Below are 22,040 nucleotides of genomic sequence, written 5' to 3'. Positions count from 1 at the left end.
CTAGTCCAGGAGGAGCGCGGGCTCTTCCAGGATGGCCGCGACGTCGGCCATGAAGCGGGCGGACAAATCACCATCCACCACGCGGTGGTCGAAGGATCCGCCCAGTGTGGTGATCCAGCGCGGAATCACCTCGCCGTCCAGGACCCAGGGCTTTTGCTTGATAGTGCCGAACGCGACGATGGCAACTTCGCCCGGATTGATGATGGGCGTTCCCGTGTCGATGCCCAGGGCGCCGATGTTGGTGACGGTGAGCGTGCCGCCCTGCATCTGCGCGGGCTGGGTTTTCCCTGCCCGGGCCGTGGTGGCCAGGTTGTTCAGCGCCAGGGCCAGCTCCTTCAGGGACAGATCCTGGGCGTTCTTGATGTTCGGCACCATCAAACCCCGCGGGGTGGCGGCGGCAATGCCCAGGTTCATGAAGTGCTTGACATGGATTTCAGCCGTGTCGGAGTCTTCGTTGTCCACCCACGACGCATTTACGCTGGGGTTCCGGGCGGCCGCCCAGATGACCGCCTTGGCCAGGATGAGCAGCGGGGAGACCTTGATGCCCTCGAAGTCCCGGGAAGCCTTGAGCCGCTTGACGAACTCCATGGTGCGGCTGGCGTCGACGTCCACGAAGATGCTGACGTGCGGGGCGGCGAAGGCCGATTCCACCATCGCCTTGGCCGTGGCCTTGCGGACGCCCTTGACCGGGATACGCTCCACGCGCTGGTCCTGCGGCTTGCCGGCCTTGCCCCAGAAGCCATCAGCCTTGTCCAGTTCGGCATCGCGCTGCGACTGGTAGCTGACGAGGTCCTCGCGCGTGACCTCGCCGCGGGAACCGGTGGCCACCACATCCGCAAGGTCAATGCCGAGGTCGCGGGCGATCTTGCGGACCGGCGGCTTGGCCAGGACCCGGTTGACCAGGCCCGTGATGGTGCCGCCAAGGGTGGGACGGTTGTCGCCGGCGGCGGGTTCGTTGGCGGACACCTCGGCGGGGGTCCGCGGCTGCACAGGCTCAACCTCTGGAGCATTGAGCGTCACGGCAGCGGCCGGTGAGTTCTTACGGGGACGCCGTTTGACGGCGTCGGCCTTGGGTCCGGAACCCACCAACGGCGCGTTCGCCGGGGCGCCCCCGCTGCCGGCCGCCGTCGGCTCCTCTGCCGTATCCTCCGGGAGCTTGCCGTACAGCGGCTGCACCGGGGCATCCGGCGCGCGGACGTCGGCAGGAGTGGGATCACCGGAAACTTCGTCGCTGACACTGATGATGGCGGTGCCGACGTCGACGGTCACACCCTCCGCCACCAACAGCTCACTGACGGTCCCGGCAAAGGGGGACGGCAGCTCCACGATCGACTTTGCGGTTTCGATCTCGCAGATAACGTCGTTGATGGCGACGGCGTCGCCCGGCTTGACCTTCCAGGAGACGATTTCAGCCTCGGTGAGGCCCTCGCCGACGTCGGGCAGGTTGAACTTGTTAAGGGTCATGGTGTCCTCAGTAGGAGAGGGCGCGGTCCAGCGCCTCCAGGATGCGGTCGATGTCCGGAAGGTAGTCTTCCTCCACCTTGGCAACGGGGTAGGGCATGTGGAATCCGCCGACGCGGATCACCGGCGCCTCGAGGGAGTGGAACGCCCGCTCGCTGATCCTGGCGGCAATCTCGCCGCCCACTCCGCCGAACGTGGGGGCCTCGTGGGCCACGATCAGCCGCCCGGTCTTCCGGACGGAGGCGGTGACGGTGTCGAAGTCGATCGGGGAGATGGACCGGAGGTCAATGACCTCAAGGCTCCGGCCGTCTTCCTCCGCGGCATTCGCGGCGGCCAGGGCCACGGGCACCAGGGGGCCGTAGGCCACTACGGTGGCGTCGGTTCCCTCCCGCAGGACGTGGGCCTTGAAGGGGTCTTCCGAGGGGCCGGGACCCTGGACGTCAACGTCGCCCTTGAGCCAGTAGCGCCGCTTGGGTTCGAAGATGATCACCGGGTCCTTGCACTCCACGGCCTGCTGGATCATCCAGTAGGCGTCATGCGGGTTGGACGGGGTGATGATGCGCAGGCCGGCCGTGTGCGCGAACAGGGCTTCAGGGGATTCGGAGTGGTGCTCGATGGACCCGATGCCGCCGCCGTACGGGATCCGGATGACGACCGGCACGCTGAGGTTGCCGCTACTGCGCGAATGGATTTTGGCCAGCTGGGTGGTGATCTGGTTGAAGCCGGGGAAGACGAACCCGTCGAATTGGATCTCGCACACCGGGCTGTACCCGCGCAGGGCCAGACCGATCGCGGTGCCGATGATTCCGGACTCAGCAAGCGGGGTGTCGACGACCCGGTCGGGGCCGAATTCGCCAATCAGCCCGTCCGTTACCCGGTATACGCCGCCCAGGGGGCCGATGTCCTCGCCCATCAGCAGCGATTTGGGGTTGGCCGCCAGCGTGGCTCGGAGGCCTTCATTGATGGCCTTCGCGATGGTCATGGTGGTCATCAGTGGCCTGCCTTTGCTGCCTGCCCGGCGGACTCTTCCTCGCCGGCGAATCCTGCGCTGTATTCCTCGAACCACGCCAGTTCCTCGGCCACCAGCGGGTGCGCCTCGGCGTAGACGTTGGCGAACGACTGCCGGATGTCCGGGTCCTCGAGGTCGTGGGCGGTGCGCCGGACGTAGGCGGCGAGCTCGTCGCCGTCGGCCTTGACCTTGGCGAAGAAGGCGTCGTCCGCGAGGCCTTCGGCACTCAGGTACTTCTCGAGCCGTGCCAGGGGATCCTTGGCACGCCACGCATCCTCTTCGGCCGACTCACGGTACTTGGTGGGATCGTCGGCGGTGGTGTGCGCCCCCACCCGGTACGTGAAAGCCTCGATCAGGACCGGACCCTTGCCTCGGCGGGCGTGCTCCAGCGCCCACTCGGTGACAGCGTGCACGGCGATTACGTCATTGCCATCCACCCGGATGCCCGGGAAGCCGTAGCCCTTGGCCCGGTTGGAGAGCGGAACCCGCGTCTGCACGTTGCTGGGCACGGAGATGGCCCAGTGGTTGTTCTGGCAGAAAAACACCACCGGAGCGTTGTAGGAGGAGGCGAACACCATGGACTCGTGGACGTCGCCTTCGGAGCTGGCGCCGTCGCCGAAGTAGGCGATGACGGCGGCATCAGGTTCCTTGCCGGCAGCACCGGTTGCGGCGGCGAGCTTCTGGTCGCGTTGGATTCCCATCGCATAGCCCACTGCATGGAGGGTCTGCGCAGCCAGGACCAGCGTGTACAGGTGGAAGTTGGTGTCCTTGGGGTTCCAGCCGCCGTTGGAGACTCCGCGGAACTGGCGCAGGAGCTCGGCAAGGTCCACGTTGCGGGTTAACGCGACGCCGTGCTCACGGTACGTGGGGAAGATGTAGTCCTGTGGCTGGCTGGCACGGCCCGAGCCGATCTGCGCGGCCTCCTGGCCCGTGAGCGGCACCCACAATGCCAGCTGACCCTGGCGCTGGAGGGCGGTGGCTTCGACGTCGAACCGGCGGATCGCGGCCATGTCGGCGTAAAGGCCGCGCAGCGCCTCCGGGGTGAGCTTGTCCGCGTAGTTGCTGAACACCGGATCGGCGCCCAGCTTTCCATCGGGGCCTAGCAGCTGCACCATGTGGGCCGCGGGCTCGCCCAAGACAGCTTCAGCATCAGCTTCCCGCTGGTCGTCTACCGCTGTTCCGTCGAACTCGGTGGAAGGCAGATGAGTGCCCATACCGTCTCCTTGCTTGCCGCATCCGGATGCAATGCAAATGTCGCTGGGATATATGCCGCAAAGGGAATACATTCCGCTTGCGGCATATACATTGGCTTACTGATCCTAACTTTATCTTCGGTAAGTAGCGGAAGGGCTACTTGTTAAGTGCTAGGAACTGGCTGGTGCCTTTGTATAGTCGGCACACAACTGGAGAAAACGCGCGTTGGCTTCGGCCTCCCCGATACTTACCCTCACACCTTCGCCGGGAAACGCCCGCACGGAGAGGGCGCGTGTCCCCGCCAGCTCCGCAAACGCGGTACTTTCGGTGCCAAGGGCGAGCCACACAAAGTTGCCCTGCGCGTCGGGGATATCCCAGCCGAGATCCCGCAGGCCGGCAGTGACGCGTGCCCTCTCATCGACAAGCTTTTGTACCCTTTCCACAACCTGGCCGTAGTTCTCGAGCGAAACAATTGCCGCCCGCTCCGCAATTTGGGACACCGCAAACGGGGTTGCGGCGATGCGAAGGTACTGGGTCAGTTCGGGATGGGACACACTGTAGCCCACGCGGAGCCCTGCCAGGCCGTGCGCCTTGGAGAACGTCCGGAGCACGACGACGTTGGGGTATTTCCGGTAGAGGTCAATCCCGTCCACGGCGTCTGCCGCCCTGACGAACTCCTGGTAGGCCTCGTCGATCACCACCACCACATCGGCAGGGACGGACCGGATGAAGGCCTCGGTTTCTGCTGCCGTAAGGGCAGGGCCGGTGGGGTTGTTCGGCGTACAGAGAAGGATGATCCTGGTGCGGACGGTGACTGCAGCCGCCATGGCTTCCAGGTCATGCCGGCCGTCCGGCAGTACGGGGATACGCACACTTTCCGCACCGGCAAGGCCGACACTGATGGGGTAAGCCTCAAAGGACCGCCAAGCATAAATCACTTCATCGGCCTTGCCGTCCTCATTCTGGCCGGCGAAGGCCGCGAGGATCTGGCTCAGGGCCCCCAGGCTTCCCGCACCGGTCACAATGTCCTCGGCCGGCACGCCAAGGAACCCGGCGAGCGCAGCCCGCAACTTGCTGCTCAGCGGATCCGGGTACCGGTTGAAGTCATCCTGCCGGGCGATGGCCTCCAGCACCGCAGGAATCGGCGGCAGCGGGTTCTCGTTGGATGACAACTTGTAACTGGCCAGTCCGCTGACGGCGGCGGGAGGTTTTCCTGCGGCGTAACGGGGCAGCCGGTCCAGCACCGGGCGCGGCGCGATTCCGCCTGCCCTGGTCTCAGATGAGGTCATGGTTCCAGCCTACTTCGCGGCCGCCGGAGGCACCCGGGAGGCAAACTCCAAAATCCCGGCTTCTCCCCAAGCCACCGCGCGGGGCCATGTGGAAGCATGGTGGCATGGGTTCATTCATTCCTCGGGTCATCGTCAACGCCGCAGCTCTCTGGGTGGCCAGTTGGATCCTGCCGGGAATGGACATCGCAAGCACCGCAGCATCGGATGCGGTGGCAAGGTCCGGGATATCGCAGGATACCGGCACCATCGGGATTGTCCTGGCCTATCTCTTCATCGGCCTCATCTTCGGGGTGGTCAACGCCTTTGTGCGGCCACTGGTAAGGCTCCTGGCCCTGCCTATCACCATCCTGACACTTGGCCTTTTCGCCATCGTCATTAATGCCGCCATGCTCTACCTGACGGCCTGGATCAGCAGTTACACCCCCGTGCACCTCACCATTGACTCCTTCTTCTGGACTGCGGTGCTGGCTGCGATCATCATCTCCCTGGTCTCCATGGTGGCGGGCATCCTGCCAGGCGCCCGGCGCTGAGCCGGGCCGTCCGGGACCTGCCGTCCCAAGTAGGGGTACGCCCCAAAACAAGTACACGGCAGGTGCGCTTCCCCTAAACCCTCCTGAAACTGCAGTACCGGCCACCCATGACCCGCGGAACGCGGCCTCCTAGGCTGCTGCCAGTTGGGCCGCCGAACGGCCCGTTGCTGTCAGTTCCTGGAACGGGGGCCATCAATGAAGGCGATAAGGATCCTGGTTGCCGCCTGCGTGCTTTTCGCCTGGCAGGCGAGCCCGGCTCACGGGGCAGTCGCAGCAGGGCCGGCGCCTGGCGACGGGGCTGTGCTCGGCAACGACATCTCTTGGCCCCAATGCGGCGGCGGCCTTCCCGCACCGCCGGCGTTCGCGCTTGTGGGGGTGAACGGCGGACGGCCGGACACAGTCAATCCATGCCTGTCCGCCCAGTTGGCCTGGGCGGACCGCACCTCCGATGCCGCGGCGGGAACTCCGGCGGCGGTGTACGTGAACACCGCCGCAACCGGGCCGGTGGAATCCCTGTGGTGGCCGGCGGGCAACACGTACCTGGGCACCGACGTGGGCAACCCCTACGGATTGTGCGACGGCACGGCTTCCCCGGCCTGCGCCTACGTCCACGGGTACGCCATGGCCTTCAACGATGTGGTGATCCTAAAGGATGCGGGCGACGGCGCGGTGCGGCGCGTGTGGTGGCTGGATGTCGAAACCGGAAACAGCTGGCTCTGGGACAAGGCCGCCAACGCAGCCGAGCTGGAAGGCATGGCCGCCTACCTGGAGAGCACGGGCGCGGAGGTCGGGATCTACTCCACGGCCTATCAATTCGGCGAAATCGCCGGCGGAGTCACTCCCGGAACCAACCTCTCCGGACTAAGAAGCTGGCTGGCGGGTGCGGAATCCACCTCCACAGCGCAGGAGCTATGCGGGGCCGCTCCGCTCACGCCCGGCGGGATGGTAGCCCTGACCCAGTTTACTGACGGGGACCTCGACTACAACTACCGGTGCCCCGCCGCCCCGCCACCTGCGGCGCCGCTCCCTCCCCCGCCGCCGGAGCCCGCCCCGCTCGACGCCTACGCTGAAATGCACGCAGCCCAGATCTCGTGAGCCTGTCTTGCCGCGCTTCCTACTTGGCACCCCGTTGCGGGCGCCCAGAGAAGGGGTCCCTGCGCTCCATGGGTGGAGGGGGCGGCGGAGTTTTCGCCAAGGAAAATCGCGTGGCAGTGGCAACGCCGCCGGCACCCAATACGCCGCCGAGGACGGCCGCGGACTGTGCAAGAGAGGGGTCCTTGCTGGTACCCACGAGCCGGGCGGCCTCTTCATAGCCGCTGAGGTTGTGGCCCGGTCCGAGCCCGGCGTCTTCTCCGCCGCGAACGTAGAGGTCGTTGGTCATGGTGACTGTGACCTGGTTGCGGGTGTCCGGGTTGGCAAGGCCATCGCTGCCCGGCACCCAGTCCATGCGGTGCTCCAAGTGAAGGCTGCTGACCTCGGGGGGAGGCGTGATGCGCGAGATTGGCGATCCAGCCGTTAGCACGTACTTCATGTGGTACTCCTTCCGGAACCTCTCGTCTGCCGCCAGGTTCATGGCGTGAATTCCGCCCTGGCTGTAGCCCACTCCCACTACGTCCGCCCCCGGTTGCGCTCCGGCGGCCCGCAGCGATTGGAGGACGGCGGCATTTACCTGCGCAGAATTGTTGCCCATCCCGTCGACGATGCCGCCAAGATCGAAAGGATTGGTTCCGCTGTCTTGGTCGTGAACCTGGGTGCCGGGAATGATCACCACGTACGCTTTCGCCCCGTTGTTATCCACCTCAATTACTTCGATGAAGCCGCTGCCCCGTTCCTCCAGCAGCCTGACCCGGTCCAACAGCCCTGCCGGCGTGGCATCGAGATCGATGCTCATGCTTTCTTCCGGCGTGGCGACGACCGTCCCGGTATGCAGCGCGGGGACGGCCCATTGAACCCCTGGTGTGATCGCAGGCAGGACTGCGGCCGCATTTGCCACGAGCGTCTCGGTGGCGTCGCCGTTGAGGAACCCCGTGCGCCAGAAGTCGACGTGTTTCTGGAGTTCAACCCCCGGTTCGGACAGGCGCAGCATCCACAAGGTGCGCGCAGTAGTTTCGGCAAATTCGTACTCACGCCTGCAGCTGCGGACCTGGCTGCTGGTGCGCTGGAGTTCCATGCGCACTTTTTGGACATCGTCGCGTGCGTCGCCAACGGCAATTAGTGCAGCGGTCCCCGTGACGCGCGGCTGGTCTTGGTAAGCACCGAGCTGCTGCCACGTGTTGAAAAGCTCCATCTCGATGGTGGCGAGCCTGTCGGCCAACCCATCGAGCTTGACGGCGCCTGCATCGAGCTCCTCCAACTGGACAGTAATGCCACCCACGCCTCCAGAGATCTCCAGGATGCCGTCGGGGGGCGGGGGCGACACATGGATAGGGCCTCCCGACCCGGCCGGCGTTGTGTCGGCCATCAGAAGCGGCTGTCCGGCGAACACTCGGAAGTCAGGGTTGCAAGTGCATGGGCAGCTACGGCGGCGGAGGCCTCCCGCAGCCGGTCAAGTGTCCTTCGCACCGCCACGGCCTGAAGGCTGACGGAATCGCGATATGCCTTACCGGCCGGTGATTCCCAGTCTGACAGCTGGATGTCATGGAATCCGGCGAGGACCTCTTCCGTCCTGTCGGCACAATGTGCCACTCTTCTGGCCAGCTCTTGGACTTCACTGCTGGAGCGCTGCCCGCTGCCCCAGATCCCGTCCGCCAGATCATTCCCCATGCCCACTCCTGCCCTGCCTTCCGGGCTGTTGATACCCGCGCCTCGCCACCTGCCATCCCAACGCTAGGGACCCCGCCCGCGGCCGGTAAGCGCCGCCGTCGGCTATGTGGAAAAGTAACGTGGGATGCCCGCTTAAGGCGCCGCCTGACTTCGTGAAAGAATCAGCACATGCCTGAAACTGCCGCCACAGCTGACACCCGTACGCCCTCAGGACGCCTGGCCCTCGCCGCGTCGCCGGAAAAAATCGCGCTCGGACCCCTCGACGGCCGCTACCAGCCCGCCGTCGCGCCCCTGGTCGATTACCTGTCCGAGGCGGCACTGAACCGGGACCGTGTGGCCGTTGAAGTGGAATGGCTCATCCACCTGACCAGCAACAACGTCCTTCCCGGCGCCGGCCCGCTGAGCACCGAACAGCAGGACCAGCTCCGGGCGATTGTCACTGAATTCGATGCTGCCTCCGTGGCGGAGCTCGCCGAAATAGAGGCCGTCACGGTCCACGACGTGAAGGCTGTGGAGTACTACATCGGGCGCCGCCTGCCCGCCGTCGGCATCGAAAACCTGACCGCCATGGTCCACTTCGGCTGCACCTCCGAGGACATCAACAACCTGTCCTACGCCCTCGGCGTCAAAGGTGCTGTGGAGGACGTGTGGCTGCCCGCCGCCCGCAAGCTCGTGGCGGAGATCAGCACGATGGCCGAGGAGAACCGCGCGGTGCCCATGCTGTCACGCACGCACGGCCAGCCTGCCACTCCCACCACCCTGGGCAAGGAACTGGCGGTCATCGCCCACCGCCTGACCCGCCAGCTGGACCGGATCGCCAAGACCGAATACCTGGGCAAGATCAACGGCGCCACCGGCACGTACGCCGCCCACGTGGCCTCCGTTCCGGGTGCTGACTGGCAGCAGGTCTCCAAGTCGTTCGTCGAGGGGCTGGGCCTCACCTGGAACCCCCTGACCACCCAGATCGAAAGCCACGACTGGCAGGCCGAGCTGTACGCCGACGTCGCCCGCTTCAACCGGATCCTGCACAACGTCTGCACGGACATCTGGAGCTACATCTCCATCGGCTACTTCGCGCAGATCCCCGTCGCCGGCGCCACGGGCTCCTCCACCATGCCGCACAAGGTCAATCCCATCCGGTTCGAAAACGCCGAGGCCAACCTGGAGATCTCCTCCGGCCTGCTGGACGTCCTGGGCTCCACCCTGGTCACTTCCCGCTGGCAGCGCGACCTCACCGATTCCTCCAGCCAGCGCAACATCGGCGTCGCCTTTGGCCACTCCCTGCTGGCTATCTCGAACGTTGCCAAGGGCCTGGAGCGCCTGGACGTTGCCGAGGACGTGCTGGCCGGTGACCTGGACACCAACTGGGAGGTCCTGGGCGAGGCCATCCAGATGGTGATGCGCGCCGAGGCGATCGCCGGCGTCGAAGGCATGGAGAACCCGTACGAACGGCTGAAGGACCTCACCCGCGGCCACCGCGTGGACGCCGCCCGCATGCAGGAATTCGTGCAGGGCCTGGGCCTGTCCCCCGAAGCCGAGGCCCGGCTCCTGGCCCTGACGCCCGGCAAGTACACCGGCATCGCGGACCAGCTGGTGGACCACCTGAAGTAAAGCCCGCAGCAGGGCAGGAACGTACGACGACGGCGCCGGGCCCGGGAGGGTCCGGCGCCTTCCTTGTATCCCGCGGTGTGCCCTGCCTGCCGTTGCGGTGCGTGTGAGCCGGCGTCCGATCGGGTGGGAAACTGGAATCATGAGGCTGCTCCTGATCCGACATGGCGAAACTCCCGGGAACGTCCTGGGCCAACTGGACACCGACCACCCGGGCCCCGGGTTGACCGAGCTGGGTGAACGCCAGGCTGAGGCCATGGCACGGGCACTGGCCAACGAGAGCATCGGGGCACTGTACGCCTCCACCCTGATCAGGACGCAGATCACTGCGGCCCCGCTGGCCCGGCTGCATTCCCTTGATATCGAGATCCTGGACGGCCTGCACGAAATCGAGGCAGGCTCCCTGGAGAAGCTCACGGACCACGAATCCCACAAGCGCTACATGGGGACGGTCATCTCGTGGGCCGCCGGCGACCTGGACCAGCGCATGCCGGCAGGGCCGGACGGCCACGCCTTCTTCGAGCGTTTCGACGCCGCGATCGCGAACGTGGTGGAGCGCGCGGTGCGCGATCAGCACGGCACGGCGGCTGTGGTCAGCCACGGCGCCGCCATCCGTACTTGGGCCGGGATGCGGGCCCAAGGCGCAGGCCACGAGTTCGCTGCACGGCATATCCTGGCGAACACCGGAATCGTGGCGGTGGAAGGGAGCCTGGAAGCGGGCTGGAACCTGATCCACTGGGATGGCAGCCCGGTGGGCGGCCTTGCCTTGGCCGACCCGACCGCCGGGGATCCGACCGGCCGGGACGTCACGGCTCCCTAAAGCTGCTGCCGGTGCCGGCGGCCAGGGAAGATCCGCCGCGTCCTGCACGGGCCGCCCTGGCTGTCCCGCGGGACCGCGGGCACAAGCCGCGCCGCCATCGCGGCGGCGTCCGCCGCCGTCGGCCTTTCCGCGGCGTCCATCGCGGTCAGCGCGCGCAACAGGACTCCCCAGTCGCCCAGGTGGTCAGGGATCTTCGGGGGCCGCAGGGTCCGGGCCACGAGTGACTCGATGGCCGTCCCCGGAAACGCCTTGGTTCCGGTGAGGAGCTCCAGCAGGACCAATCCCATGGCGTAGACGTCCCACGACGGGTCCGTCACCTGGCCGGATGCCTGCTCCGGACTCATGTAATGCACTGTGCCCGAGGAGATCCCCGGATCGGGGGCAGACCCCGCAGCCGCAGTGATTCCAAAGTCGATGATGCGGACCGGGCTTCGCCGCAGGCCGCTCAGCATCAGGTTGGCCGGTTTGATGTCACGGTGCACCAGGCCCCTGGAATGAAGGTGCGCCAGCGCGCCGAAGAGGCCACGCGCCCACACGGCTACGTCCGCCGGCCGCGGGCCCTGCATGCGGATGGCTTCCGCGAGGCTTGCCCCGAGAGCCAGTTCTTCGATCAGGAAGGCATGCCCGGCGGAGGGGCCACCGGCAGGCATGACGCCGCCGGCGATAAACCTCACGATGGAGGGGTGGTCCAGCCCTGCCAGGACTGCTGCTTCGTTGTGGATCCGCTGTTGGTGTTTCCTGTGGTCAGCCGTGGCGATCTTAACGGCGGCATCGGGGCCGCCTGCCAGGTCGACGGCACGGAAAACTTCGGCGGCAGATCCGCGGCCGAGCCGCTCTCCAAGCCGGTATCGGCCGGCCAGCACCACGCCTTCGGCAGGACCTACAGGCTGCAGAACTGCCGCGGGCATCACCGTCCCGACGGCGGTCATGCCGGGAGGGCAGCTGGGGTGGATCCCTGGCGGGAATCGCCCGCCGAGCGCATGCGGGCGCCGTTCGCAGGCCACGCATCAAGCTGGAATCCGCAGCCGCAGCGCCACACGGGCGGAAGTTCAATGCCGTTGGCTTCGGCTGGCGCGAACGTGTAGCTGGCGCCAACGGGCCCCAGAGCGGGAGTGACCAGCCGCATTGCCGTCCCACAGTGGACCGCAGACTTTCCCTGCGGCGCGGAATTACCGTCCAAGGGATGGTCGAAGCAGGAGGGGGCTGGTCAGGACAGCCATGCCGTCGCCCGGATCAGGCGGTGAAACTTCGGTGAAAGTAACCAACTCACTCACGACTCCGTTGGGGAAGCAGCTTCGGGGAACAATCGTAAGCTTACATATAACTAGGCCATCTAGCTAGTCCACCTAGCTAATCTTTTTCTCTTCCCCGTCGTGCGAAGCGAGGGCTTGTGTCATCCGCTGCAGGAAATCAACCACAATGCGGGCTTCCTCGGCAGTAAGGCTTTCCGTGACGGACATCATCCGCCGATGCATTGCCCCCAGCGTTTCGCGGACTTCTTTGTCCGACTCTCCAGTGGCGATGACCACCACGGAGCGCCGGTCAGTGGGGTGGGGTTCACGCCGGACGTGGCCGCTGGCGACCAGTCGGTCAATCAATGACGTGGTGGAGGCGCTGGTGATGTTGAGGAACTGGCTAAGGTCCTTGGGAACCACTTTTTTGCCGGATGCCTGCTCCCGCAGCAGGTACCGCAAGGCGAGGATGTCCGTTTCGCCCATACCCATGGAGTCCCTGGTGGTGCGGCGGATTTCCGTCTCGGCCGACCGGTAGTCCCGGAGCGACTTCAACACCGCTGCGCTGTTGTCCAGCTGCCCATCGGGTCCATACCAGTAGCCAGAGCCCTCGTTGCCCGTAGAAACCATAAAATCAGTTTAGACCACCTGATAACTAGCCTGCCAAGCAACTTGCCTGCGGGCCGCGACCCGGCGTTATCCAGGTGCTTACCGCCAGGAAACACCCGCGTAATCCCCGGCACCTAGCCTTGTCAGGCATACCCCTCCGGCGAATCGAGGCAGATATGCAGACAAACCCCAGGCTGAACATCCGGCAGGTCTCCTGGTCCAACCCTGTGGGCGCCGATCTTCGCCGCGCCCAGCAGGCCGAACTCGACGCCCGCTTTGGCCGGCCGGACCACGAACCCGGCCCGCCACCGTCGGGCGCCGACTGCGCTGTCTTCCTGGTGGCGTACGACAAGGGCTCGGGCCAGCCCGTGGGCTGCGGGGGGCTGCGCCTGCTGGACGGGGCAACGGCGGAGATCAAGCGGCTCTACGTCCTGCCTTATACGCGGGGTTCAGGCGTGGCCAGCTCCATCCTGGCAGCCCTTGAAGCAGAGGCCTTCAGTCAGGGCATCACCCGCATCAAGGCGGAAGCCGGATCCGCCCAGCCCGACGGCAGGAACTTCTACGAGAATTCCGGCTTTGATGCGATCCCGAATTTTGGGCCGTACATCGGGGTGCAACACTCGTACTGCTACGCCAAGAGCATCAATGCGCGCAGCGCCGCCCATACGGCCATGGCATAGGCCCGGACGGTCCCGCGGCCGGGCCCGTCACAGTGGGAGGGCCCGAGGTGCGTTGGGCTAACCTCAGCCTATGGAAACAGCAGACATCACGTTCCGCACCCGCAAGTGGGTCAGGCCGGAGGACCTCAACGCCAACGGAACGCTGTTTGGCGGGAGCCTGCTGAAGTGGATCGACGAAGAAGCCGCGATCTACGCAATCCTCCAGCTGGGAAACGGCCGCGCTGTCACCAAGTACATCTCCGAGATCAACTTCGTCAGCTCGGCGGTGCAGGGAGACCTCATCGAAATGGGCCTGACGGCCACCCGTTTCGGCCGGACTTCGCTGACCATGCGGGCCGAGGTCCGCAACATGATTACCAGGCAAAGCATCCTCACCATCGAGGAAATCGTCTTCGTAAACCTGGACGCCGCCGGCAAGCCGGAACCGCACGGTTACACCGAGATCACTTACGACCGGGACCGGATCCCTACCCACCACCTGACGGAGACGCTGCAGCAGGACTGAGCAGCGGGGCGAGGTTGAGCAGGCGGTCACGGAGGGGCTGGGCACCCTCCGCCAACGCCACCTTCATCATCGCCGCGGATCCCAAGCTGAGGGCGCGGGTCCGCAGCCGGCGCTGCCGGTTGTAGGCGGCGAGCGCTTTTTCCCGGGGAAGGCTGTTCAGCAGGTCGGCCAGGACCACGGCGTCCACCAGCGATTCGCAGGCACCGCGGCCGAGGTTGGGCGTCATGGCATGGGCCGCGTCCCCCACGAGTACCGCCCCACCGCGGACATAGGACCGCAGTGGGGGAGTAGTCCAGATCCGCTGGGCCAGGGAAAGCTCCGGACTGGCAGTTGCGAGTACCTCCCGGATGGCGGGAGCGTGACTCGCGAAACGCCGGCGCGCCTGCGCCAGCGCCTCTTCCACGGCTATCCCGGCAGGGCCAAGCTCCGATCGCCAGCTCCCGTACCAGTTGGTTCCGCCAGGGGCGGCCGCAATGCCGAACAGGTCTCCCCGCCCCCAATACTCCCCAACCTCGTCGGCGTGGACCGGGGAAGGGATGGTGCCGCGGACGGCGAGGGCAGAGGTCAGCCTGGCATCCGTTGCAGTCCCCCAAACCTCGCGGCGGACAACGCTGTGCACGCCGTCGGCCCCCACCAGCAGCCCGGCACCTCCGGGCAATTCCCGTACATGGGCGGCCACCCTCCGGACGGTTCCGGGCACGGCCCCGTCCAACAGCCGCAACAGGTCCACCCGGGAAATCCCGAACAACTCCCCGCCGCGGACGGTGATCCAGGGCTTACCGGCGGCATTGCGGATGGACCCGCTCCCCAGCACGGGGCTCACAGTACGCGCACCGGCCAGGACACCCACCCGCGCCAGTGCACGCTGCGCATTGGGCCACATGGCCAGCACGGTGCCCACAGTGGGCAGTTCGGGGCGCTTCTCGTAGATCGACACCTCGAAACGGGACGGGTCCAGGCAGGCCGCCAAGGCCAGGCCCGCGATGCCGCCGCCGACGATGGAGATTGCTTCCATGCGGCCAATTCTACTACTTTTGTAGTGGCATGGAAGGGGCACTTACACTGGGCGCATGCCTGACCGCCGCACGGAACTGATGGACGCCGCCCTCGGGGTGGTGGCGGACAAGGGAATGAAAGGCCTCACGCACCGTGCCGTGGACGCTGCGGCCGGCCTGCCGGAGGGCACCACGTCCAATTACTTCCGGAGCCGCGCGACCCTCGTCGACGCGGTACTGGGCCGCCTGCTGCAGCTTGATTCCGGGCTGCTCCAGGGCGCCGGCCCGGCCGGACCGCCGTCGGGCATCCCGGAACTGGCCGGCCAATTGGCCGCCGTGGTGCTCGCCCTGGCCCGGCAGCACGCGGGCCTCACCCGGGCGCGGATGGCCCTGTCTCTGGACCGCCCGGAGGCAGTGACCGCCGGCCACTACCTCCTGCTGGCCGGCCTGGAGCAGGCCCTGGATGGTTTGGGGGTGGCGGACCCGGCGGCGCGGGCCCGGGACGTGGCTGACTACGCTGACGGCCTGTTGTTGCACCTGCTCACCGTTCGGCGGGACCAGCAGCCGGACCCGGCCGCAACCGCAGCGGCGATCCGACGCCTGCTCGCCCCGTGAAGCGTGCCCGGCAGGCCGCCGTCGTACTCCTGAACCCTTAGGAGGCCGTGGGCCAGCCCGTATATGCCTCGGCCAGGTACGCCATGCCATGCCGGGACGAGACCACCGAATTCAGTTCGCCAAGCTGGCGGGCGCGGGAGAAGTCGTCGGCGTCCGCGGGGGTGTGCAGCATGGTGGTCATCCAGTAAGAGAACTGCTGCGCCTTCCACACCCGGTCCAGGGCACGGTCGCTATAGGTGTCCAGCAGGCGGCCCGAGCCGGAGTTGTAGTTGCTGTCCAGTCCCTCGAAGAGGACCTTCACGTCATTAATGGCCAGGTTCAGCCCTTTCGCCCCCGTGGGCGGCACGGTGTGCGCGGCATCCCCGGCGAGGAACAGGTTGCCGTGACGCATGGGGGTGTGAACGAAGCTGCGGAACGGCAGCACCATCTTCTCCAGGACCGGCCCCTCCTTGAGTTCAAACCCGTTGCCGTTGACCCGGCTGCGGAATTCGGCCCAGATCCGGTCGTCATCCCACTCCGCCACGTTCTCCTTGGGGTCGCACTGGAAGTACATCCTCTGGACGGTTTCGGTGCGCTGGCTGATCAGGGCGAACCCGTTGGCGGAGTTGGCGTAGATCAGTTCATCGGAACTGCGCGGCGCTTCGGTTAGGATGCCAAACCAGGCGAAGGGGTATTCGTGGAAGTACCACTTGCGGTGCGCCTCGGGGATCTGGAAGCGGCAGTGGCTGCGCGAGCCGTCCGCACCCACCAGGAAATCGGCCTGGATCTCGAACTCCACACCCTCGGAATCGGTGAACCAGACCTTCGGCTTGCCCTCCAGGTCGTGGACCGACGTGTCGCTTACGCTGTAGCGGACGTCACCGCCGTCGTGCTTCCTGCGGGCGGCCAGGTCCAGGAACACGTCCGTCTGCGGGTAGAGCCACACTGACTCCCCCACCAGGTCCTTGAAATCGACGCGGCGGCTCTCGCCGTTGAACCGCAGCTCGATGCCGTCATGTCGGTCGCCGTCGCGCAGCACCCGGTCTGAGACCCCGCTGTCCACGAGCAGGTTCACAGTTCCGTGCTCCAGGATGCCTGCGCGCACCGTATGCGAAATTTCCTCGTGGCTGCGGACCTCGATCACCGTGGACTCGATTCCGGCCGTGGCCAGCAGGTGCGAGAGCATGAGGCCTGCCGGGCCGCCGCCCATGATGGCTACTTGGGTGGTGATGATTTTTCGTGCCATGACTGCTTCTCGCTTCGTTGCGGGTCCCGGGAGGGGACGGAGTGGTTGCCTGGCCTTCAGTGTGGGCCCGCAGGAGTGACGGGCGTTACAGTCATTCCGTTCAACAGAATTTGCGCGTGAGCGGACTCAGGCTCGCTGCAGGCCGCGGGCGATGCCCCGGGCCGCCGTTTGCAGTGCCGGCACCAGTGCCTGCAGGCGCATGTCCCGCAGGGGAACCACCACGCCCAGCGAAGCCACCGCCCGCTTCCGGCGGTCCAGCACGGGCACCGCGATCCCCCAGGTACCCGCATCCACCACACCCTTCAGCTGCGCGTAGCCTTGATGGGATGTCTCGGCCAGCAGCGTCCGAACATCGTCCGCTGTGAGTTTGCCGTCCGGGTCCGTGAACCCCGCGAGGTACCTGGCCTGCAGCGCCTTGTCCTGGTGGGCCATCAGCGCCAGACCGGCGGACGAGATATGTATGGGCATCCTGCCCGCCACCTGCGCCCGGTTGGCCACGGAGCCCCGCCGGGACAGTCGCTCCACGAAAAGCGCTTCCCAGCCGTCGAGTACTGCCAGGTTGACGTTCTGGTTCAGCACCTGCTGGATGTCCTCCATGAACGGCATGGCGGCCTGGCGGAGCGCCAGGGCGGGCGAGGCACGGTTCACCAGTTCCCAGAGCCGGAGCCCCGGCCGGATCATTCCACCCGGGGCGGTTTCCAGCAGTCCGTGACTTGCGAGCTGGCCCACCAGCCGGTGGGTGGTGGTGAGCGGAAGGCCTGCCCGCTCAGCAAGGTCAGACAACTGGAGGGCATTGACGTCCTGGGGGAAGGCGGAGATCAGCCGCACGATCCGGTCCACCACGGAGTCGCCGGAGCTCGAGTTCGCCACCGCCAGTCCTTCCGTTCAACGGGAAGTCCAGCGTATCGCGCCCGCGTGGAACCCGCGCGCACAAGGCGGTCAGGCCGCCGTCGTCCTTTGCCTGATCCGGCGCCATGCGCCGGGTGCCAGCACCACGGCAATGCCGACGGCGGCGCCGATCACGGTCTCGATGATGCGGTCGCGCAGCAAAAGGGTGGGCGAGGCCGGCACCACCAGCAGTGTCGAAACCAGCGCCAGGGGCGTGACGAACAGCTGGGCCAGCAAGTACTGGCGGATGATGAACATTTCGGCGCCGAACTGGCACAGCGCCATGACCAGCACGGTCTGCCAGGGCTGCAGGCCGAGCAGCAGGACGGCGGCGAGGACCAAGAGGCCCAGGACGGTGCCGATGATCCTTTGGATGCCCCGGCGCACCCGGTGCCGTGTGCTGTGGCCCACCAGGGGCACCACCGCCGCCACCATGGCCCAATAGTTGTGCCCAAATCCCAGGCGCTCACCGGCCCACGTGGCAAGCGAGCCGGCAAGTCCCGCCGCCACGAGGTAACCGAAGCCCTCGAGCCACGCAGCATGCTTCTCTGCGGCGGTGCGGCGGATTCGGGCCGGCCGGGTCCAGGATGTGCGATGGCTGGGAAGGATCCGGGATGAGAAGCCGATCAGCAGGGCGAACACCGTGGTGAGCGCAGCCACCAGCATCCCCTGCCACAGGGGCGGCTGGTTGGGAATGGACGCAATGGCGGCAAAGGCGAAGATGTGGAACAGCGAGCCTGCCGGTCGAAGCCTGAACCACGAAATGGCCACCGAACATGCCCCGGCAACCAGGGTGGTGGCCAGGACCAGGAGCCAGGTTGTGGTGGCGCGGTCAAGGCCCCAGGCGGATTCCATCCGTGCGGCGAGCCCTGCCAGGAAGATCACCAGCAGCATCAGCAGCCCGGCCCGCAACTGGAGCACAAACCGGACAGCGTGCGGCTCACCGCGCCCGTAGATCCCCGTAAAGGCGCCGAAGGAGGCGAAGATTGCCAAGTCCAGCCGACCCAGGAGCACCAGGGTGGTCAGCGGCACGAAGACACCGACGGCGCACCTCAGCGCCGGATGGTGATCCTTGTTGCCGGGGCCAATGCTGAACATCTCGGCAAACATCTTCACGTGGGCAGCGCCTTCCTTGGGGGTGGATTGTGTCGGGCGGCCGCGCTGACGTTCCCGCTAAATCCTACGGCGGAGGCGCCGCGAACGCCCGGCACGTTCCCATGAATGGAATCAGGGGGCAACGCAGCGGAAACAGCACCCCGTGATGCTTGAGTCATGAAGCGCCCTCCGCACAACACGCCCGCTGCCGACCTGAGCTGCGAGGTCTGCGGCCGCATGCCGGAGCCGCACAAGGCGCGGCTCACTGTGGCCAACGTGGCCGTAATGCTGCCCATCGAGCTGCTGGTCCATGCCCTGGTGGTGGAGACCCACCTTCCCTACGTGGCCAAGGTGCTGGTCCTGACCTTCACGGCCACAGTCCTGGTGATTTGGGTGGCCGAACCGTCAGCGGCGAGGATCCTGCGCAGCTGGCTCCATGCGCCGGCGCTGCGGCACCGCCGCCAGCTGGCGGCGGCCCCCGCGCTCTGGCGGGCGCGGACGCTCCTGGCGGACCACCCCGGCTCCCTGCAGAGAATGACCCAGGCACTGGCCCGGCTGGAGGCCAACATCCTGGGCCTGCACGTGCACCCGGTTCCGGACGGAGTCCTGGATGAATTCGTCCTCTCGGTCCCCGGGGAGGTGGGCGAGCGCGAGTTGCTGGCGGCGCTGCACGACGGCGGCGGCAGCCATTCGCACGTATGGCCCACCACTTCCCTGGCCATGGCCGACGGCCAGACGAAGGCGCTCAGCCTGGCGGCGAGGATCGCCGCCAGGCTGGACGAACTGCCATTGGCGGTGGCCGAGCTGCTGCACGCACAGATCGTGCCGCCGCAGGACGGCGGGGCAGCAGCCGACGACGGGACACGCCTGAAGATCCCCACGGCATGGCACGGGCCCATCACCTTTTCCCGCCCCGGCGAACCGTTCACCCCGGCCGAGTCAGCGCGGGCCCACCGGCTCGCCGAGCTGGCCGAAACGCTGTCCCACCGGCACACAGACTCCTCCCTGTAGCGGTCGGCGCGGCGCGGCACCAGTCACAATCCGTTTGCAGGAGCCGCGGGACGCTGCCAGGCAAAAAACCCTTGACAGTGGCGGGAGTCACTTCTAACTTTGTTTTTGGGATCCCAAATTGGGATCCCAAAACCCGAATACTCCCCATTCGTGAACTTCCCCGTGAAGGAGAAGCTGTGTCCGTCCCAAACACTGAAACAACGGCGCCAGCCGCCGAATCCACTTCCCACCCCGACGAGCCCCGGAAGGACGGCCTGCAACGTCGCAGCGCCGTCCGGTGGCGGCTCTTCCTGCTGCTCCTGGTCCTGGTGTCCGTCAACTACATCGACCGGGGCTCCATCTCGGTGGCATTGCCCATCATCCAAAAAGAATTCAACCTCGCCCCTGAAATGGTGGGCCTGCTGCTGTCCGCCTTCTTCTGGACCTACGCCCTGCTGCAGGTGCCGGTCGGCTGGCTGATCGACAAGTTCGGACCGCGCAAGGTGATGACCGCGTCCTGCCTCGGCTGGGGCGCCGCCACGGCAGCCTCCGGCATGGCCGGCGGATTCCTGAGCATGTTCATTGCCCGGCTCGGGATCGGCGTGACCGAAGCCGGCGTAATGCCCGCCGGCGGCAAACTGAACGCCATCTGGATGCACCGGTCCGAACGCGGCCGCGGCGCCACCATCCTGGACGCCGGCGCACCCCTGGGCGCCGGACTTGGCGGCATCATCATTGCCGGCCTGATTGCCACCACCGGCAGCTGGCGCTGGTCCTTCGTCATCGCCGGTGCCGCCACCGTCCTCATGGGACTCGCCGTCTGGTGGTACGTCCGGGACAACCCCCGCGACCACCGCGCCGTCAACGAAGCGGAAGCGTCCTACATCGAAGCCTCACACGCCGCCGAGGACGCCGAAGCCACCATGGACGGCAGCACGGGCAAACGCGGCCTGCTCCCCTACCTCAAATTCCGTTCCTTCTGGGCCATGTGCCTGGGCTGGCTCGGATTCAACGGAGTCTTCTACGGCCTGCTGACCTGGGGGCCGCTGTACCTGGCACAGGCCAAGGGATTCGACCTGAAGACCATCGGCTGGTCCACCCTGGTGATCTTCGGTGCCGGGTTCGTAGGCGAAATCATCGGCGGCACCATTGCCGACAAATGGCGGGCCACCGGCGCCTCCGCCAACCTGGTGATGCGCACCCTCCTCGGCATCTCCAGCGCCGTGGTGATCGGCGGCCTGGTGGGCGTCACCGTGGTTCCGGATGCCACCACCGCAGTGGTGCTGCTCTCGCTGGTCCTGTTCTTCCTGCGCTGGGTGGGCCTGTTCTGGAGCATCCCGTCCATCCTCGGCGGCCGCACCAACGCAGGCGTCCTGGGCGGCGCCATGAACCTCAGCGGCAACATCTCCGGCTTCGTGACTCCGATCGTCGTCGGCCTGATCGTCGGGGCCACCGGGTCCTACACCTGGGCCCTGCTGTACTTCGTGGGTTCCGCGGTAATCATGGGCGCATCGGTCCTCACCCTGAACTACAACAAGCGTCTTCCTGTCTAAGCTGGCCCTCGCAGGGAAACCTGCAAACCATGCCCCCGCAGCCGGGAGCAGTGCCGCACACGAATCGAAAATGGAGCATCATGCTGACCGCAGAAGAGACCCAGGACAAGGACCGCCCCCTCCGCGAGACCGTCCGGGACACCCTCCGCACCCGCATTTTCGAAGGGCACTACGCTCCCGGCACGCGGCTGGTGGAACGCGACCTTGCCGCCGAATTCTCCGTATCCCGGCTGCCGGTCCGCGAAGCACTGCGGATGCTCCGCCAGGAAGGCCTCATCAGCGACCGCGGGGCCCGGGGTGCGGAAGTGAGCAGCCTCAGCCCCAAGGACGTGGAGGACCTCTTCGACGTCCGGCAGTCCCTCGAGGTGCTGGCGTGCCGGCTCGCCGCCAGGCGAGCCACCGCAGACGACCTCGCCTACCTCAAGGGACTGCTGGACAACGCCGAAAGTTTCCTGGCCAAGGGAGCGGTGATGGAAGCGCACCGCTCCAACAGCGAGTTCCACGACGCCATCACCGGCATCGCGGACAACAACTTCCTCAAGTCCGCCCTGGAACCCCTGCAGGGCCGGATGCACTGGCTGTTCCGGCACGTCAGCGACCTGCCCGAATTGATCCGCGAACACCGGGAGCTCTACGCCGCCATTGCCAGCGGCGATCCCGACCTTGCGGCCGCCCAATCCGCCTCCCACATCGGGAAGTACCGGGAACAGTTCCCCGAGGACTTCCAGAAAACCGAACCAGAATTCCACCGGAAGAGAAAATGAAACTCCTGGTCATCAACCCCAATATCAGCGCCGACGTCACGGCCCTGATCGAATCCGAGGCGCTCCGATCCGCCGCCCCCGGCACCCGGCTGCTGGTCCGGACCGCCGGCCACGGCGTCGAGTACATCGAAACCCGGTTCGAGTCCCTCATCGCAGCCGGCGCCGTCGCCGAAATCGTCGCCGAACACACCCGCCCCGGCGCGGACCCGCGTTGA

Annotated in this window: 23 protein-coding genes; 11 read left to right on the top strand and 12 right to left on the bottom strand. The window is 66.5% G+C overall.

Going from position 1 to position 22,040, the window contains the following annotated elements; translation table 11 throughout:
- The 4 genes from QF050_RS04500 to QF050_RS04485 all read right to left on the bottom strand — a co-directional run bounded on the left by QF050_RS04500 (position 1) and on the right by QF050_RS04485 (position 4,953).
- The gene (locus QF050_RS04500; RefSeq protein WP_308929354.1) at positions 1 to 1,464 is read right to left on the bottom strand and encodes a 2-oxo acid dehydrogenase subunit E2; all 1,464 of its coding nucleotides are present in this window, start codon (positions 1,462 to 1,464) and stop codon (positions 1 to 3) included.
- Positions 1,465 to 1,471: 7 nt separating this feature from the next.
- On the bottom strand, positions 1,472 to 2,452 hold the full coding sequence (locus QF050_RS04495; RefSeq protein WP_308929353.1) for an alpha-ketoacid dehydrogenase subunit beta: 981 nt from the start codon (positions 2,450 to 2,452) through the stop codon (positions 1,472 to 1,474).
- A complete protein-coding gene (pdhA, locus tag QF050_RS04490; protein ID WP_308929352.1) occupies positions 2,452 to 3,684 on the bottom strand; it encodes a pyruvate dehydrogenase (acetyl-transferring) E1 component subunit alpha in 1,233 nt (410 codons plus the stop codon). The genes QF050_RS04495 and pdhA overlap by 1 nt, the downstream gene beginning before the upstream one ends.
- Before the next feature lie 150 nt (positions 3,685 to 3,834).
- A complete protein-coding gene (locus QF050_RS04485) occupies positions 3,835 to 4,953 on the bottom strand; it encodes a histidinol-phosphate transaminase (RefSeq protein WP_308929351.1) in 1,119 nt (372 codons plus the stop codon).
- Positions 4,954 to 5,057: 104 nt separating this feature from the next.
- On the opposite strand from QF050_RS04485, the gene QF050_RS04480 reads away from it, so the two are divergent.
- Both QF050_RS04480 and QF050_RS04475 read left to right on the top strand, forming a co-directional pair.
- Entirely contained in the window at positions 5,058 to 5,483 is a 426-nt protein-coding gene (locus tag QF050_RS04480; RefSeq protein ID WP_308929350.1) for a phage holin family protein, read from the top strand.
- A 195-nt stretch (positions 5,484 to 5,678) separates the two neighbouring features.
- On the top strand, positions 5,679 to 6,578 hold the full coding sequence (locus QF050_RS04475) for a hypothetical protein (protein WP_308929349.1): 900 nt from the start codon (positions 5,679 to 5,681) through the stop codon (positions 6,576 to 6,578).
- Positions 6,579 to 6,597: 19 nt separating this feature from the next.
- Here QF050_RS04475 and QF050_RS04470 read toward each other — a convergent pair whose 3' ends face one another.
- Together QF050_RS04470 and QF050_RS04465 are read right to left on the bottom strand one after the other, a co-directional pair.
- Entirely contained in the window at positions 6,598 to 7,944 is a 1,347-nt protein-coding gene (locus QF050_RS04470; RefSeq protein ID WP_308929348.1) for a hypothetical protein, read from the bottom strand.
- Complete coding sequence (locus tag QF050_RS04465; RefSeq protein WP_308929347.1) at positions 7,944 to 8,246, bottom strand: hypothetical protein; 303 nt, start codon at positions 8,244 to 8,246, stop codon at positions 7,944 to 7,946. The genes QF050_RS04470 and QF050_RS04465 overlap by 1 nt, the downstream gene beginning before the upstream one ends.
- Positions 8,247 to 8,414: 168 nt before the next feature.
- On the opposite strand from QF050_RS04465, the gene purB reads away from it, so the two are divergent.
- The gene (gene purB / locus QF050_RS04460; protein ID WP_308929346.1) at positions 8,415 to 9,857 is read left to right on the top strand and encodes an adenylosuccinate lyase; all 1,443 of its coding nucleotides are present in this window, start codon (positions 8,415 to 8,417) and stop codon (positions 9,855 to 9,857) included.
- A gap of 139 nt (positions 9,858 to 9,996) precedes the next feature.
- On the top strand, positions 9,997 to 10,674 hold the full coding sequence (locus tag QF050_RS04455) for a histidine phosphatase family protein (RefSeq protein WP_308929345.1): 678 nt from the start codon (positions 9,997 to 9,999) through the stop codon (positions 10,672 to 10,674).
- Here the strand turns inward: QF050_RS04455 and QF050_RS04450 are convergent.
- Together QF050_RS04450 and QF050_RS04445 are read right to left on the bottom strand one after the other, a co-directional pair.
- Entirely contained in the window at positions 10,671 to 11,603 is a 933-nt protein-coding gene (locus QF050_RS04450; RefSeq protein WP_308929344.1) for a serine/threonine-protein kinase, read from the bottom strand. The two genes, QF050_RS04455 and QF050_RS04450, sit on opposite strands and share 4 nt — an antisense overlap.
- Before the next feature lie 417 nt (positions 11,604 to 12,020).
- Positions 12,021 to 12,536 carry a MarR family transcriptional regulator gene (locus tag QF050_RS04445; protein WP_308929343.1) on the bottom strand — a complete coding sequence of 172 codons (516 nt, stop codon included), beginning with the start codon at positions 12,534 to 12,536 and terminating at the stop codon, positions 12,021 to 12,023.
- Positions 12,537 to 12,691: 155 nt separating this feature from the next.
- Between QF050_RS04445 and QF050_RS04440 the strand changes: the two genes are divergently transcribed.
- Positions 12,692 to 13,195: a GNAT family N-acetyltransferase gene (locus QF050_RS04440; RefSeq protein WP_308929342.1), complete on the top strand. Its 504-nt coding sequence runs from the start codon at positions 12,692 to 12,694 to the stop codon at positions 13,193 to 13,195.
- 70 nt (positions 13,196 to 13,265) lie between these two features.
- A complete protein-coding gene (locus QF050_RS04435) occupies positions 13,266 to 13,700 on the top strand; it encodes a hotdog domain-containing protein (protein ID WP_308929341.1) in 435 nt (144 codons plus the stop codon).
- On the opposite strand, the gene QF050_RS04430 is transcribed toward QF050_RS04435, so the two are convergent.
- Positions 13,663 to 14,715, bottom strand: a complete 1,053-nt coding sequence (locus QF050_RS04430) for an FAD-dependent monooxygenase (protein WP_308929340.1) — start codon at positions 14,713 to 14,715, stop codon at positions 13,663 to 13,665. The two genes, QF050_RS04435 and QF050_RS04430, sit on opposite strands and share 38 nt — an antisense overlap.
- 55 nt (positions 14,716 to 14,770) lie before the next feature.
- On the opposite strand from QF050_RS04430, the gene QF050_RS04425 reads away from it, so the two are divergent.
- The gene (locus tag QF050_RS04425) at positions 14,771 to 15,310 is read left to right on the top strand and encodes a TetR family transcriptional regulator (protein WP_308929339.1); all 540 of its coding nucleotides are present in this window, start codon (positions 14,771 to 14,773) and stop codon (positions 15,308 to 15,310) included.
- A 37-nt stretch (positions 15,311 to 15,347) separates the two neighbouring features.
- On the opposite strand, the gene QF050_RS04420 is transcribed toward QF050_RS04425, so the two are convergent.
- From QF050_RS04420 to QF050_RS04410, 3 genes are all read right to left on the bottom strand, one after another.
- On the bottom strand, positions 15,348 to 16,535 hold the full coding sequence (locus tag QF050_RS04420) for a 4-hydroxybenzoate 3-monooxygenase (protein ID WP_308929338.1): 1,188 nt from the start codon (positions 16,533 to 16,535) through the stop codon (positions 15,348 to 15,350).
- Between the two features lie 126 nt (positions 16,536 to 16,661).
- Complete coding sequence (locus QF050_RS04415) at positions 16,662 to 17,405, bottom strand: IclR family transcriptional regulator (protein ID WP_308929337.1); 744 nt, start codon at positions 17,403 to 17,405, stop codon at positions 16,662 to 16,664.
- 69 nt (positions 17,406 to 17,474) lie between these two features.
- Entirely contained in the window at positions 17,475 to 18,539 is a 1,065-nt protein-coding gene (locus QF050_RS04410; RefSeq protein WP_308929336.1) for an FUSC family protein, read from the bottom strand.
- Between the two features lie 156 nt (positions 18,540 to 18,695).
- On the opposite strand from QF050_RS04410, the gene QF050_RS04405 reads away from it, so the two are divergent.
- The 4 genes from QF050_RS04405 to QF050_RS04390 all read left to right on the top strand — a co-directional run bounded on the left by QF050_RS04405 (position 18,696) and on the right by QF050_RS04390 (position 22,040).
- Positions 18,696 to 19,529, top strand: a complete 834-nt coding sequence (locus tag QF050_RS04405; protein ID WP_308929335.1) for an amino acid-binding protein — start codon at positions 18,696 to 18,698, stop codon at positions 19,527 to 19,529.
- 176 nt (positions 19,530 to 19,705) lie between these two features.
- Entirely contained in the window at positions 19,706 to 21,061 is a 1,356-nt protein-coding gene (locus QF050_RS04400; protein WP_308929334.1) for an MFS transporter, read from the top strand.
- 80 nt (positions 21,062 to 21,141) lie between these two features.
- Positions 21,142 to 21,825 carry a GntR family transcriptional regulator gene (locus tag QF050_RS04395; protein WP_308929333.1) on the top strand — a complete coding sequence of 228 codons (684 nt, stop codon included), beginning with the start codon at positions 21,142 to 21,144 and terminating at the stop codon, positions 21,823 to 21,825.
- The gene (locus QF050_RS04390; RefSeq protein ID WP_308929332.1) at positions 21,822 to 22,040 is read left to right on the top strand and encodes a hypothetical protein; all 219 of its coding nucleotides are present in this window, start codon (positions 21,822 to 21,824) and stop codon (positions 22,038 to 22,040) included. The genes QF050_RS04395 and QF050_RS04390 overlap by 4 nt, the downstream gene beginning before the upstream one ends.

This window comes from Arthrobacter sp. SLBN-112, from assembly GCF_030944625.1.
Classification (GTDB): domain Bacteria; phylum Actinomycetota; class Actinomycetes; order Actinomycetales; family Micrococcaceae; genus Arthrobacter.
Note: the sequence above shows the minus strand (reverse complement) of the source record. Positions and strands in the feature narration are given on the sequence as shown.

What these genes read in the sequence shown, in the direction of transcription:
- QF050_RS04500 (WP_308929354.1), bottom strand. Translation starts at nt 1,464, where the DNA reads ATGACCCTTAACAAGTTCAACCTGCCCGACGTCGGCGAGGGCCTCACC.
- QF050_RS04495 (WP_308929353.1), bottom strand. Translation starts at nt 2,452, where the DNA reads ATGACCACCATGACCATCGCGAAGGCCATCAATGAAGGCCTCCGAGCC.
- pdhA (WP_308929352.1), bottom strand. Translation starts at nt 3,684, where the DNA reads ATGGGCACTCATCTGCCTTCCACCGAGTTCGACGGAACAGCGGTAGAC.
- QF050_RS04485 (WP_308929351.1), bottom strand. Translation starts at nt 4,953, where the DNA reads ATGACCTCATCTGAGACCAGGGCAGGCGGAATCGCGCCGCGCCCGGTG.
- QF050_RS04480 (WP_308929350.1), top strand. Translation starts at nt 5,058, where the DNA reads ATGGGTTCATTCATTCCTCGGGTCATCGTCAACGCCGCAGCTCTCTGG.
- QF050_RS04475 (WP_308929349.1), top strand. Translation starts at nt 5,679, where the DNA reads ATGAAGGCGATAAGGATCCTGGTTGCCGCCTGCGTGCTTTTCGCCTGG.
- QF050_RS04470 (WP_308929348.1), bottom strand. Translation starts at nt 7,944, where the DNA reads ATGGCCGACACAACGCCGGCCGGGTCGGGAGGCCCTATCCATGTGTCG.
- QF050_RS04465 (WP_308929347.1), bottom strand. Translation starts at nt 8,246, where the DNA reads ATGGGGAATGATCTGGCGGACGGGATCTGGGGCAGCGGGCAGCGCTCC.
- purB (WP_308929346.1), top strand. Translation starts at nt 8,415, where the DNA reads ATGCCTGAAACTGCCGCCACAGCTGACACCCGTACGCCCTCAGGACGC.
- QF050_RS04455 (WP_308929345.1), top strand. Translation starts at nt 9,997, where the DNA reads ATGAGGCTGCTCCTGATCCGACATGGCGAAACTCCCGGGAACGTCCTG.
- QF050_RS04450 (WP_308929344.1), bottom strand. Translation starts at nt 11,603, where the DNA reads ATGACCGCCGTCGGGACGGTGATGCCCGCGGCAGTTCTGCAGCCTGTA.
- QF050_RS04445 (WP_308929343.1), bottom strand. Translation starts at nt 12,536, where the DNA reads ATGGTTTCTACGGGCAACGAGGGCTCTGGCTACTGGTATGGACCCGAT.
- QF050_RS04440 (WP_308929342.1), top strand. Translation starts at nt 12,692, where the DNA reads ATGCAGACAAACCCCAGGCTGAACATCCGGCAGGTCTCCTGGTCCAAC.
- QF050_RS04435 (WP_308929341.1), top strand. Translation starts at nt 13,266, where the DNA reads ATGGAAACAGCAGACATCACGTTCCGCACCCGCAAGTGGGTCAGGCCG.
- QF050_RS04430 (WP_308929340.1), bottom strand. Translation starts at nt 14,715, where the DNA reads ATGGAAGCAATCTCCATCGTCGGCGGCGGCATCGCGGGCCTGGCCTTG.
- QF050_RS04425 (WP_308929339.1), top strand. Translation starts at nt 14,771, where the DNA reads ATGCCTGACCGCCGCACGGAACTGATGGACGCCGCCCTCGGGGTGGTG.
- QF050_RS04420 (WP_308929338.1), bottom strand. Translation starts at nt 16,535, where the DNA reads ATGGCACGAAAAATCATCACCACCCAAGTAGCCATCATGGGCGGCGGC.
- QF050_RS04405 (WP_308929335.1), top strand. Translation starts at nt 18,696, where the DNA reads ATGAAGCGCCCTCCGCACAACACGCCCGCTGCCGACCTGAGCTGCGAG.
- QF050_RS04395 (WP_308929333.1), top strand. Translation starts at nt 21,142, where the DNA reads ATGCTGACCGCAGAAGAGACCCAGGACAAGGACCGCCCCCTCCGCGAG.
- QF050_RS04390 (WP_308929332.1), top strand. Translation starts at nt 21,822, where the DNA reads ATGAAACTCCTGGTCATCAACCCCAATATCAGCGCCGACGTCACGGCC.